Below are 12,910 nucleotides of genomic sequence, written 5' to 3' on the forward strand. Positions count from 1 at the left end.
GGCGTTCTCCTGCCACTTCCGCAGGGCGGTGACCGCACACATTCCCGCCGGCTCTCGACCCGGGGCGTCGAAGGCCGCTCGGAAACGGCCCGCCGGGGGCCGCGACCGTGTGCGCCCGCCTGCCGCCATTCCCCGCCCCGGGGGCTCGCGTCGGGCTGTCCCGACGCCGGCCCGCACGCCATGATGAAGAACCACCTCGACCTGACGCTCCTGGAGGCGACCGACCGCCTCCAGGGCCACTACGCCCAGGACCTCACCGACTTCGACTAGGTGCGCCGGCGGATCCTCGGCATGGCCGACATGCTGTCCGACGGCATCATCCGGCGATTCCCCGAGCGGTTCCTCTGAGCGGTTCTTCTGATCGGTTCCTCCGGGCCGCGCCGCTGGTCCCCGCGGCGCGGCCCGGGCCGGTCCCCGCCGCCCGCGCGCCGCCGCCGCGGCATGACGTGCCCGCGGTGCCGCTCCTCGGTGAGCCGGCAGCGGCGGGCGCGCGGCAGGTCCGCGAGGGCGATCACGCCGGCCAGGCGCCCGCAGCCCAGCGCACGCGGTTCGACGCCCCCCGGCGCCGATGACCAGGCCCCCGATCGCGGGCCGCCACGTCCACCGGAACGGCAGCCGCGCGAAGGCGTCCTCGGCCCGGTGGACCAGCCAGGTCACCACGACGGCCAGCCCGCCACCTGCGAGCCCGCGGACCACGGCCGCCAGGCCGGCCGCCGGGGCCGGGCGCACGGTGGGGTCGACCGACGGGAAGAGCGGGGCCGTGCCCACGCTTGAGTGAGGGCTCCCGGAGCACCGCTGTGAGCTTGGGACGACGGACCAGGCCGTCGGGTTTTGTATCGGGCACGTATCAGGAAGCGCTTCGTTGCCCATCGGATCGAGGCGGCGCCCCACGGCGAAGGGCGCACGGGGAGCCGGCGCGCGTGGCCCCCCGTATCGTTCCCCTCAGGTCGTCGGATGTGCGTGCGACCGGAACCGCCGTCCGCCCCGACCGTCCGAAACAGGAGCGATCCGCCGTGTCCTCGCCCGCCCCGGCTCCGGCCTCCCCGCGCCCCGTTCGCGTGCTGCTGGTGGAGGACGACGACCTGATGCGCCGGTCCTTCACCGTCGCCCTGGAGCGCTACGGCTACGAGATGAGGGCCGCGGCCGACGGCCTCACGGGGCTCGAACTCTTCCGGGACGAGGACTTCGACCTGCTGATCCTGGACGTGATGCTGCCCGGACTGGACGGCATCGGCCTGTGCCGCAGGGTCCGGGAGACCAGCCTGGTGCCCGTGCTGATGATGTCCGCCCGCGGCGACGGGCTCGACGTCGTCGCGGGCCTGGAGGCCGGAGCCGACGACTACGTGGTCAAGCCCGTGGACACCTATGTCCTCGTGGCACGCATCCGCTCACTGCTCCGGCGGGCGACGTACGCCGCCGCACCGGGCACCGGGCACGCGGCGGGGGAGGGGCCGGCGCCCTCCGAAGGGGAGACGCTGGCCTTCGGCGACCTCACCATCGACACCGCCGGCATGGAGGTCTTCGTCTCCGGCAGCCCGGTGGCCCTGACCCCGACCGAGCTGAAGCTGCTCCTGGAGTTCGCCGCCCACCCGGGCGTCGTGCTGGAGCGCCACACCCTGCTGCGCAACGTCTGGGAATACGGCTGGGACGGCGACAGCCGCGTCGTCGACCTGTGTGTGCAGCGGCTGCGCAGGAAGCTGGGCCGGGACCGGATCGAGACGGTCCGCGGCTTCGGCTACAAGTTCAGGCGCTGAGCCCGGTGCGTGCCTCCTCCCGGTTCTCCCGGTTCTCACGGCTGCGGCCGGGCCGCGCGTCCCTGCGCTGGAAGATCGCCGCGCTGGCCGCGGCCACCGCGTGCCTGGTGGCGGTCGCGGTGGGCGTGCTGGTGCACCTGTGGACCGCGCGCGACATCCGCCAGCGGGCCGAGATGCGGGCGTTCAACAGCGTGTACGCGGCCATGGACGTCTACCGGCGGACCGGGACGCTGACGGACGGTGCCGAGCTCGACCCGGCCGGCCTGCCCGCCAGACTGCGCCACCCGTCCGACGGCGACCGGCACACGGCCTACGACGGGCACGTCGACGCCGACGCCAACGCGGGGCCGACCTACTGGGCCGCCCAGCGGACCGGCGGCCCGGGCAGCCCGGTCCTCGCCGTCGAGATGAATATGAGCACCGAATTTCATACGCTGCGGCAGCTCGACGCGACCATGGCGGTCGCCTCGCTGATCGCGGTCGCGGCGGCCGTGCCGCTCGCGGCGTACGGCGCCGGGCTGCTCGCCCGCAGGCTGCGGCGGGTCTCCGAGACCGCGGGCCGGATCTCCGCCGGTGACCTGGACGCCCGCACCGGGCCCACCAAGGGCGATGACGAGGTGGCCGACATCGCCGCCACCGTCGACGCCATGGCCGACAGCCTCGGCCGGCGGCTGCGCACCGAGCGCCGGTTCACCGCGGACGTGGCCCACGAGCTGCGCACCCCCGTCGGCGGTCTGCTGGCCGCCGCCGACCTGCTGCCCGCCGGTGAGACGGAGGACCTGCTCCGGGCCCGGGTGCGCGACCTGCGCGGCCTGGTCGAGGACCTGCTGGAGATCTCCCGGCTGGACGCCGGCGCCGAACAGCCGGTCCGCGCCCATGTCCCGCTCGGCGCCGTCGTCTCCGAGGCCGTGGCACGCACCGGCTACGACGCCGAGGTCACCGTCGCGGACGGGACCACGACCGTGGAGACCGACCCGCGCCGCCTGGAGCGGATCGTCAGCAACCTCGTCGTCAACGCCCACCGGCACGGACAGGCCCCGGTGCGGGTCACCGTCGAGGGCCGCACGGTCGTCGTGCGCGACCACGGCCCCGGCTTCCCCGCCGACCTGCTGCGCGACGGCCCGCGCCGCTTCCACACCGGCGCGGCGGAACGCGGCACGGGCCACGGCCTGGGCCTGACCATCGCCCTGGGCCAGGCCCGCCTCCTCGGCGCCGAGCTGCGCCTGGACAACGCCCCGGACGGCGGCGCTGTCGCCACCCTGCGCCTCCCGGCCTGACCGCCCGGCGCCCGCCCCTCCCGCAGAGCCGCTGCGGAGCGGCGACACCCGGCCCCTGCGCAACCGCTACGAACCGGCCCCCCTACACAACCGCTACGAAGCGGAGCGGCCGCCGATACACGGCCGCCCAGGCCCCGATACGTTCCCCGGACACCCTTCGGAGTGCACCTTTGCGCATCCGAAGAGGAGTCCTTGTGATCGCCGATCCCCTTGCCCCGTACGCGCCGGACCCGACGTCCGCGGTCGCGGCCGCGGCCATCGACCTGTCGAAGGTCTACGGCAGCGGCGACACGCGCGTCACCGCCCTGGACCGGGTCAGCATCGCCTTCCGGGAGGGCGAGTTCACCGCGATCATGGGACCCTCCGGCTGCGGCAAGTCCACCCTGATGCACTGCGCCGCCGGGCTCGACACCCCCAGCTCCGGCTCCGTACGCATCGGCACGACCGAACTCGGCGCCCTGAACGACCGGCAGCTCACCGAGCTGCGCCGGGACCGGATCGGCTTCATCTTCCAGGCGTTCAACCTGCTGCCGACGCTGACCGCGCTGGAGAACATCACGCTGCCGCTCGCCATCGCCGGGCGCCGCCCCGACCGGCAGTGGCTGGACCGCGTGGTGGCCATGGTCGGCCTCTCCCAGCGCCTCGGCCACCGGCCCGCGCAGCTCTCCGGCGGACAGCAGCAGCGCGTCGCCGTGGCCCGCGCCCTGGTCTCCCGCCCCGCGATCATCTTCGGCGACGAGCCCACCGGCAACCTCGACTCCCGCGCCGGGGCCGAAGTCCTCGGCTTCCTGCGCGAGTCGGTGCGCGAACTGGGCCAGACCGTGGTCATGGTCACCCACGACCCCGTCGCCGCCGGCTACGCCGACCGCGTGGTCTTCCTCTCCGACGGCCGCCTGGTCGACGAGATGACACACCCCGCACCGGACCGGGTCCTGGACCGGATGAAGGCCCTCGACACCCGCTCACGCACCAGCTGACCCGCGCCCGCACCGCACGCCCCTCCCCCTACGTTCCCGAAAGCTCCCCATGCTGAGAACAGCCCTGCGCAACGTCCTGGCGCACAAGGCCCGTCTGGCCATGACCGTCCTCGCGGTCTGCCTGGGCGTCGCGTTCGTCTGCGGCACCCTCGTCTTCGCGGACTCCTCCGCGGCGGCCCGCCGTGCCGCCGCGTCGCAGAACTTCGCGGGCATCGCGGTCACCGTGAGCCCGAAGGCGCCCCCGCTGGGGACCGCCGTGACCGAGCGCGCGGATGTGCTCGACGACGCGCTCGTGCGGAAGCTGGCCGACGTACCCGGCGTCGCTTCCGTGCGGCCGACGGCCGACGGCGTGGCCACCCTGAACGCCGCGGACGGCAGCCCGCTGCGGGCCGACAAGGCATGGGCGCACCCGGCCGACGCCTACGTACCCGGCGCGGACGGCAAGGACAGCCGCTATCCCCTGGTCAAGGGCCATGCCCCCACGAACAGCGGTGAACTGGCCGTGGACGGCGGCACCGCCGCCGCGGGCCGCTTCCGCATCGGTGACACGGTCACCCTGGCCACCGACGGCCCGGTGATGACCAAGCGGCTCGTCGGCATCGTCACCACCAAGGACCCCCGGGTGACCGCCGGCGGCACCCTCGCCCTCTTCGACAAGGCGACCGCCCAGAAGCTGTTCGCGACCCCGGGCCACTACACCGCGATCGACCTGTCCGCGACGCCGGGCACCCCCCAGGCCGAGCTCGCCGACCGGGTCTCCGCCCTGCTCCCGGCCGACCGGGCCGAGGCCACCACCGGCAGCGCCCGGGCCGCGCAGCAGGCCACCAACATCGACATGCGGACCCAGGGCTACAAGAAGATCCCGATGATCTTCGCCGGAGTCTCGCTGTTCATCGGCTCGTTCCTCATCGTCAACACCTTCACCATGCTCGTCACCCAGCGCTCCCGTGAGATCGCGCTGCTGCGCGCGATCGGCGCCACGCGCCGCCAGGTCGTGCGCTCCGTCCTCTGGGAAGCCCTCCTGGTCGGCCTCGTCGCCTCGGCAGCCGGTTTCGTCCTCGGCCTGGGCGTCGCCTCCGTGCTGCCCGGCCTCCTGGGCACCAGCGCGGACCCGCTGCCCAGCGGTCCCCTGGTGATCGGCCCGCGCTCCGTCCTGGCGGCGCTCGGCGTGGGCGTGGGCGTCACCGTGCTCGCCGCCTGGCTGCCCTCCCGCAGGGCCGCGAAGGTCGCGCCCGTCGAGGCGATGCGCTCGGCCGGACAGCCGCCCACCACCACGCGGTCCCGGGTCCGCGCCGTGGCGGGCCTCGTCCTCCTCGTCCTCGGCGCCGGCTGGCTGATCTCCCTCACCGGGGCCAGGAGCGCCTCCGAGGAGAACGTGCAGAACGCGATGCTCGGCTGCGCCCTCCTCGTCGTCGCCCTGATCGTGCTCGCCCCGCTGCTCGCCGCCCCCGTGATCCGGCTGACCGGACTCCTGACCCGCCGCTCCGGGGTCATCGGCCACCTCGCCCGGGAGAACGCGCTGCGCGACCCGCGGCGCACCGCCGCCACCGCATCCGCCTTGATCATCAGCACGGCCATGGTCGCCGGGCTCGCGGTCCTCGGCCACTCCACCTCACAGGCCCTCGACCACCAGGCCGCCTCCGGCCTCGGCGCCGACTACGTGATCAGCACCCGCGGCAACCTGGACGGCATCGACCCGGCCGCCGTGAAGCGAGTGGCCGACACCTCCGGGGTACGGACCGCGACCGCCGTCACCGACTCCACCGCGGTCCTCGGCGGCATGGCCCAGAGCATCTCCGGCGTCGACCCCGCCACCGTGAAGGACGTGATGAAGCTCGACCTCACCAGCGGCTCCCTCGCGGACCTCCGGCCGGGCCGGATCGCCCTCTCCAGCACCACCGCCCAGCACCTCGGCGTCCGCGCGGGCGGCGAGATCAACGCCCGCATGGGCCGGAGCCAGGAGTTCAAGAAGTACACCGTCGCGGCCGTCTACAAGGACAACCCCATCGCCGACGCGGCACTCGGCGCCCGCACCGAAGTGGCCAAGAACAGCTACCTGCCCGACTCCGTCCAGCGCGTCCTCGTCCGCACCGGCACCGTCTCCGCGGACACCGAGGACCGGCTGCGCACCGCCGTCGGCAACAACCCGCTGCTGAAGGTGCAGGACCGCGAGGACATCGTCCGCGAGAAGGCCGGCACCGTGGGCGACCTGCTGACCCTGATGTACGGGCTGCTCGCCATCGGCATCGTGATCGCCTCGCTCGGCATCGTCAACACCTCGGCCATGTCCGTCACCGAACGCACCCGCGAGATCGGCGCCCTGCGCGCCATCGGCATGGACCGCGCCGGCATCCGCCGGATGATCCGCCTGGAAGCAGTCACCGTCGCCGCCTTCGGCACCCTCCTCGGCCTGGCGGGCGGGCTGTTCGGCGCCTGGGCGGTCGGCGCCCTGGCCAACGGAGCGATGGAACAGTATTCCCTGGCCATGCCCTGGGGCACCCTGCTCCTCATCTGCGTGGCATCCCTCGCGATCGGCGCGCTCGCCGCCGCCGTCCCGGCCCGCCGGGCAGCCGCCCTGAGCCCGCTGGAAGCAGTCGCGGAAGCGTGAGGACGGCCTTCGGGCCACAGATCACCGAGCGCTGTCCTCGCCGGTTCACGGCCGACCACGGCCGTGAACCGGCGAAGGCGTGTTTCCCGTGGGCGGGGACCGTCCCTTCCGGCTCGACGGACGACCGCGGTCACCGCACTCCGGCCTCGGATGTGCCTGACGCCGGAGCGGCCACTCGCTCCGGAAGTCTTCCCGTGCAGGGAATCGAGCACGCGGCCCGGCACTCCCGGCAAAGCCGCGCTGCCCGCCACCGTCGATAAATACGTTGACGCACCACCGGCACCCCTCATACGTTGGTCACGCCCCTGTTGCCGTCGATCGGAGAAGGACGTTGCTCGTCTGAGGTCTTGAGACACCGCGCCGCGCAGCCACGCCGTCATCGCGTCCGCTGCTCGCGTTCCGTGTGCGACCTCGACGCTTCAGCCGTCCTCCCGTCGGTGCGGGGATCCTTGACGACGCATCCCCCGCCCCTTCGCGGTCGCCCCGCGGTGTCCCCGTGCGCTTCCTGGCCACCTCCCACCTCAAGCGACCCCGCGAGGCCCGTATGCCCATGTCACCCACCTCTGCCCCCGCCTTCCTCTCCTGCGCGTCCCTCTCCTTCGCCTGGCCGGACGGCACCACCGTCTTCGACGGCTTCCAGGCCGCCTTCGGCCCCGGCAGGTCCGGCCTCATCGGCCTCAACGGCTCAGGAAAATCAACCTTGTTGAAGCTTTTCGCCGGGGAACTCCGTCCGGCCGAAGGCACCGTACGCGTGGCCGGTGAGATCGGTTACCTCCCGCAGAACGTCACGCTCGACACCGGGCTCCGCGTCGAGGACGTCCTCGGCATCGCCCGCACCCGCGCCGCCCTGCACGCCATCGAGGCGGGGGACGCGCGCGAGGAGCACTTCGCCGCCGTCGGCGACGACTGGGACGTCGAGGAGCGCGCCACCGCGACGCTCGCCGGGCTGGGCCTCGGCCACATCGGCCTGGACCGCACCACCGGCGAGCTGTCCGGCGGCGAGTCGGTCCTGCTGCGCCTGGCGGCCCTGCTCCTGCGCCGGCCCGGCATCCTCCTTCTCGACGAGCCCACCAACAACCTCGACCTGCACGCGCGCCGCAGGCTCTACGCCGCCGTCGAGGCGTGGCCGGGCGTCATGGTCGTGGTCAGCCACGACCGTGAACTGCTCGAACGCGTCGACCAGATCGCCGACCTGCGCGCGGGCGGGATCACCTGGTTCGGCGGCAACTTCTCCGCGTACGAGGAGGCGCTCGCCGCCGAGCAGGAGGCCGCCGAACGCATGGTGCGGGTGGCCGGGGCCGACCTGCGCAAGCAGCAGCGCGAACTGGCCGACGCCCAGGTCAAACTGGCGCGCCGCAAGCGGTACGGCCAGAAGATGTGGGACAGCAAGCGCGAGCCGAAGATCGTCATGGGCGCGCGCAAACGCCAGGCCCAGGTCTCCGCGGGCAAGCACCGCATCATGCACGAGGAGAGGCTCGCCGAGGCGAGGGACCGGCTCGGCAAGGCGGAGGAGGCCGTGCGCGACGACGACGAGATCCGCGTCGACCTGCCGCACACGGCCGTCCCGCCGGGCCGCTCTGTGCTGACGCTGCGCGAGCTGCGCCTGCGCTACGGGGCCCGCGTGGAAGGCGAGTTCGAGCTGCGCGGCCCCGAGCGGATCGCGCTCGTCGGTCGCAACGGCGCGGGCAAGACGACGCTCCTGCGCACGATCGCCGGCGAGCTGGACGCGCTCTCCGGGGAGGCGACGGCCCATGTGCCGCTGCGCTTCCTGCCCCAGCGGCTCGACGTCCTCGACGACGGACTGACCGTCGCGGAGAACCTCGCCCGGTTCGCCCCCGAGGCGACCGGGAACGAGATCAGGGCCCGGCTGGCCCGCTTCCTCTTCAAGGGCGCCCGCGCCAGCCGGCGGGCCGCGACCCTCTCGGGCGGCGAGCGCTTCCGGGCCACCCTGGCGGCCCTGATGCTCGCGCAGCCCGCCCCGCAACTGCTGATGCTCGACGAGCCGACGAACAACCTCGACATGGCGAGCGTGAAACAGCTGACAACGGCCCTGGAGTCGTACGAGGGGGCACTCGTCGTGGCGAGCCACGACCTCCGCTTCCTGGAGTCCATCGGCGTGACGCGCTGGCTCCGCCTGGACGGCGAACTGCGGGACACGACAGAGGAGGAGGTACGCGCCGGGACGGCCGCGGGCTGAGCACGTGCTCCCCGGGCCCGGGGAGCCTGGCCTCGCATACCGTGGGCGCATGATCGCCACTGCCCGGATCCCTTCGCTGCTGTATTACGCCGGTTCCCCTGGCCTGTTGACGGAGGTCGCCACCCGGCTGCGTCTGATCGCCACACCCCGCGACCGGCTCCCCGACGGGCTGTGGGAGAGGAACCACGGCATACGCCGCACCGCGAGGGAAGCGGTCGCGAGGGAAGAACAGGCCGCCCGGCAGCGCGACTCGTTCGAGGGCCTGCTGTGGGATCCCGGGCAGGAGTGGGCCCGTAGGACCACGGGCTTCGGCCCGGGTTCCCTGGCCGGCTTCTTCGCACGCGCCGTCCTGCCGCCGTTCCTGACCGCCTGGCGCGACGGCGAGGCGGTGTGGCCCTTCGCCGACGCCCCCTTCCCCCGCGACTTCCTCCTCGCCGACCACCCCATGCTGCGCCTGCGCGCCCTGCTGCCCGACTGGCCCGAGCCGGGCCACGGGCGCGACCGCGTCCACCTGGACGCCGGTGAACAGCTCGCGGCCGGCCTGCTGTTGGCGCGCCATGACCGTTTCGACCTGCTCGGACAGGTCGTGGCGGCGGGCGAGGGGGCCCTCCTGGACGAGGTGCGTCCGGCCTTCGAAGCCTCCGTGCGCGAGGCGGGCGCGCGGGCCCTGCGCGAGGCCCTGGCGGGTGACCGGCGGCGCCGCGACCACCTCTTCGCGAGGTTCGCCGCGGAGCCCGACCCGGAGCCCGACCAGCGGTGGATCGCGCTCGACTGGGACCGCGTCCGGCAGGCGGCGGAGGCCGGCAGCACGCGGCTGCGCGGGCAGGCTCCCGAGCTCGTGGCCCACCCGGGATGTCCCGAGGACCTGCGGGTCCTGGCGGCCACCCGGTGGCCGGACCGGTTCGTGTGGTCCCGGCTGCTGTCGGACCGGCCCACGGGCCGCCACCTGCTGCGCACCCTGCCGATGCGGCCGGACCGCTCCCTCGCGGTGCCCTTCTCGTACGTGGGCGAGGGCGGCGTCGGCGTCGGTGACATCCTCGAACTGGCGCGCCCCGCCGATCTCGTCCTCCGTGACGCGGCGGGGCTGCCCGGGATCACCCGATGGCACCCGACGCAGTGTGTGATCCCGCGCCAGGACGAGGAGGGACCGATGCGGCTGGTCCGCGGGATCACGGAGTTGGCCGATCACCACCTGGGGGAGGACCCCGGCGCCTGGACCATCGGCTGCCGCCTCGTCGAGGGCCCCCGCTTCACCGGCTCGGTCAGCGAGCTGCTCGGACGGGCGGCAGCGGGACGGCCCCGGCTCGTGTGACCGGGGCGCGGCCGGGACGATGGAAGCATGGACGGTAATCCGCCGGCCGGCGGGGCCGAGCCGCCGGCCGCGCTCGAGGTGCCGCCGACGGCCCGTACGGCCGTGGCGTGGCTGCCGCCTCGGGAGCTCTGGCCCGCGATCCAGGACATCCGCTGGGAGCACGACCCGCAGATCCGCCGGTGGCCCCCGCATGTGAACCTGCTCTTCGGCTTCGTGCCGGAGGAGGAGTTCGCACGGGCCCTGCCGCTGCTCGCCGCCGTGGCGGCCAAGAGCCCGGCGTTCACGGCGCGGCTGGCCGGCGTGCGGTACTTCAGGCACCGCCGTGACGCGACGGTGTGGCTCGACCCGGCCGCGGCCGGGCCGGGGCCGTGGACCCGCCTCCACGGGGCTCTGAGGCTGAGCTTCCCGCTCTGCGGCGGCCGCTTCACCCCACACCTGTCCCTCGGCCGCACACGGGACCCACGACACCTGGCCCCGCAATGCGCGGCCCGCCTCGGCACGCTGACGGCGGAGGTCGAGGAGGTGACCCTGCTCTCCCGCCGGGACAACGGCCCGATGCGGGCCCGTGCCCGCGTCACACTGGGCACGGGGGAGGTGCACCGGCTGGGGGAGTACGAGCGATAGGGCGCCGCCCGGCCGCCCCGCGCCGCCGTGCTCTACCCGTCGAGGTACGCGTGCCTGATGTCGCCCGGCGATACGCGGAGTTCCCCTTCGCCGATCCGCCACTCGGCCGTGCCGTCGACCTCATGGCGGGCGAGGAACAGCCCCTTGACGCGGTCCCCGTCATCGTCGAAGGCCGGGAGCCCGGCGCTCTCCCCGAGCTGGCCGAGGATCCAGTCGAGGGCCGAATCCCGGATGTCGGCGCCGTAGAAGAGGTAGTGGGTCCAGTTGATGTGCCGACGGGGGGCGCCCCACCCGTGGGAGTAATGGCCGTCCTCGTGAGCCGAGATGATCTCCTGCGCCGCGACGAGCTGCTTCTCGTCGCACTCCAGCCACCCTCTGACCGACACATATATGCCCACGGACGTGCCCTCTTCTCTCACCGGTCTCGGCGCCACAGCCTACGGCTGTCCGAGGCTCGGCAGACCTGCGCCAGGATGGTGAGAAGGAGGATCCCCACCCGTGAAGCCCCGGTCACCCCTTCCCGCTCAGCCACTCCGCCAGGACCGCCGCCTGGCTGTGGTCGACGTCCTTCGTCGCCGTCAGCAGCGTGAGTCTGTCGTGCGTGGCCAGGTCGCGCAGGTGCCGCGTGGCCTGCCGGTGTTCGGTGTCGCGCAGCTCCGCGCGGTAGCGGCGGCGGAACTCGGGGAAGCGGCCGGGGTCGTGGGCGTACCACCGGCGGAGCTCCGTGGAGGGGGCCACGTCGCGCAGCCACGCGTCCAGGTGCGCGTCCTCCTTGCGCATGCCGCGCGGCCAGACGCGGTCGACCAGCACGCGCCGCCCCTCCTCGGGTGAGGTCTCCTCGTAGACTCGCCGGTACGTGATCTTCGTGGCCATGACGGCACCCTCCGGACCGCGCGGCGTGCAGGAAATTTCCGATTCATCCATTTTATGAAGAGGAGCGCGAGTATGCAGGACTTCCCCGCGGTGACCGCTCCCCGGGTGGGCACGGTCCGGGATCTGGACGCGGCGGTGGTCACCTGCCGGGCCTGCCCGCGGCTCGTGGCCTGGCGGGAGGAGGTGGCACGCGTGAAGCGCAGGGCCTTCCAGGAGTGGGACTACTGGGCCAGGCCCGTGCCCGGCTTCGGGCCGCCGGACGCCCCGCTGGCGATCGTCGGGCTGGCCCCCGCCGCGCACGGCGGCAACCGCACCGGACGGGTCTTCACCGGGGACCCGTCCGGTGACGCGCTGTTCGCCGCGCTGTACGAGCTCGGCCTGGCCTCCCGGCCGAGGGCCACCCACCGCGGCGACGGGATGGAGCTGTCCGGGGTGCGGATCACCATGCCGGTGCACTGCGCGCCGCCGGACAACCGGCCCACCACCGTCGAACGGGACACCTGCCGCCCCTGGCTCGCCCGCGAACTCGAACTGCTGCGCCCGGGACTGCGGGCGATCGTGGTGCTCGGTGCTTTCGCCTGGCAGGCGCTGCTGCCCGTGCTGGCGAGCGCGGGCTGGCGGCTGCCCCGCCCGCGCCCGGCCTTCGGGCACGGCGCCGAGTCACAGCTCGTCACCCCCGACGGTGAACAGCGCCTGCGCCTGATCGGCAGTTACCATCCGAGCCAACGCAACATGTCCACACGGACATTGACCCCTGACATGCTCCGCGACGTGCTGCGCCGTGGAGCCGGCGCCGCGGGGCTGCCGATCGGGCCGATGCGTTGAGCATCCTGTTCCCGGCTTCGGCGTGCGGCCTTCGACCGCGTGCAACAAGTGACCATGGCGATCTCGCGGCCGTGGTGGGCATGTCCGCGCGGGCCCTGGCCGGGACGGACGAGAACCTGACGCTCCCACAGCTGCGCACGCTGGTGGTGCTGGAGGGCAATCCGTCCACGGCGATGGGGATGCTGGAGGCCGCCGGGCCGGCCGGGCGCAAGGCCGACCCGGCGATGCGGCGCGAGGTGACCGTGCGGCTCACGGAGCGGGGACCGTCCCTGGTGGGGGAGGTGATGGGGCGGCGGGCGAGGTGGTGGCGCTCGTGTCGCGGCCGGCCCCGCGCGAGCGCGCGGGGCTGCCGCCCGGCCTGCGGGCACTGGCCACCGGCGCCGACGAGCTTGGGGCTGACCGTCAAGGGCGCGCGGTGGCCCACGACCGGTGAGGCCGGTGACCGGCTTCCTTTCGGGTGATC

11 protein-coding genes are annotated in these 12,910 nt (G+C 73.8%); 9 read left to right on the top strand and 2 right to left on the bottom strand.

The window, feature by feature from the left end; translation table 11 throughout:
- The first annotated feature begins 1,085 nt into the window (after positions 1 to 1,085).
- From cseB to ACH427_RS08840, 7 genes are all read left to right on the top strand, one after another.
- Entirely contained in the window at positions 1,086 to 1,754 is a 669-nt protein-coding gene (gene cseB / locus ACH427_RS08810) for a two-component system response regulator CseB (RefSeq protein WP_398868903.1), read from the top strand.
- Positions 1,755 to 1,759: 5 nt separating this feature from the next.
- The gene (locus ACH427_RS08815) at positions 1,760 to 3,031 is read left to right on the top strand and encodes an ATP-binding protein (protein WP_398868718.1); all 1,272 of its coding nucleotides are present in this window, start codon (positions 1,760 to 1,762) and stop codon (positions 3,029 to 3,031) included.
- Between the two features lie 197 nt (positions 3,032 to 3,228).
- Complete coding sequence (locus ACH427_RS08820; RefSeq protein ID WP_398868904.1) at positions 3,229 to 4,008, top strand: ABC transporter ATP-binding protein; 780 nt, start codon at positions 3,229 to 3,231, stop codon at positions 4,006 to 4,008.
- A gap of 49 nt (positions 4,009 to 4,057) precedes the next feature.
- Positions 4,058 to 6,616, top strand: a complete 2,559-nt coding sequence (locus ACH427_RS08825; RefSeq protein ID WP_398868719.1) for an ABC transporter permease — start codon at positions 4,058 to 4,060, stop codon at positions 6,614 to 6,616.
- 550 nt (positions 6,617 to 7,166) lie between these two features.
- Positions 7,167 to 8,813, top strand: coding sequence for an ABC-F family ATP-binding cassette domain-containing protein (locus ACH427_RS08830; protein WP_398868720.1), 1,647 nt, complete (start codon positions 7,167 to 7,169; stop codon positions 8,811 to 8,813).
- Positions 8,814 to 8,862: 49 nt separating this feature from the next.
- Complete coding sequence (locus ACH427_RS08835) at positions 8,863 to 10,125, top strand: hypothetical protein (protein ID WP_398868721.1); 1,263 nt, start codon at positions 8,863 to 8,865, stop codon at positions 10,123 to 10,125.
- A 27-nt stretch (positions 10,126 to 10,152) separates the two neighbouring features.
- A complete protein-coding gene (locus ACH427_RS08840) occupies positions 10,153 to 10,749 on the top strand; it encodes a 2'-5' RNA ligase family protein (RefSeq protein WP_398868722.1) in 597 nt (198 codons plus the stop codon).
- Positions 10,750 to 10,781: 32 nt separating this feature from the next.
- Here ACH427_RS08840 and ACH427_RS08845 read toward each other — a convergent pair whose 3' ends face one another.
- Positions 10,782 to 11,147, bottom strand: a complete 366-nt coding sequence (locus ACH427_RS08845) for a hypothetical protein (RefSeq protein WP_398868723.1) — start codon at positions 11,145 to 11,147, stop codon at positions 10,782 to 10,784.
- Between the two features lie 112 nt (positions 11,148 to 11,259).
- Positions 11,260 to 11,622, bottom strand: a complete 363-nt coding sequence (locus ACH427_RS08850) for a DUF488 domain-containing protein (RefSeq protein ID WP_398868724.1) — start codon at positions 11,620 to 11,622, stop codon at positions 11,260 to 11,262.
- Between the two features lie 72 nt (positions 11,623 to 11,694).
- Here ACH427_RS08850 and ACH427_RS08855 point away from each other — a divergent pair, with 72 nt between their 5' ends.
- Both ACH427_RS08855 and ACH427_RS08860 read left to right on the top strand, forming a co-directional pair.
- On the top strand, positions 11,695 to 12,447 hold the full coding sequence (locus ACH427_RS08855) for a uracil-DNA glycosylase (RefSeq protein ID WP_398868725.1): 753 nt from the start codon (positions 11,695 to 11,697) through the stop codon (positions 12,445 to 12,447).
- Positions 12,448 to 12,527: 80 nt separating this feature from the next.
- Positions 12,528 to 12,908 carry a hypothetical protein gene (locus ACH427_RS08860; protein WP_398868726.1) on the top strand — a complete coding sequence of 127 codons (381 nt, stop codon included), beginning with the start codon at positions 12,528 to 12,530 and terminating at the stop codon, positions 12,906 to 12,908.
- Positions 12,909 to 12,910: the final 2 nt, after the last annotated feature.

Origin of the sequence: Streptomyces sp. NPDC020379, assembly GCF_044387105.1 — a bacterium.
In the GTDB taxonomy this organism is placed as follows: Bacteria; Actinomycetota; Actinomycetes; order Streptomycetales; family Streptomycetaceae; genus Streptomyces.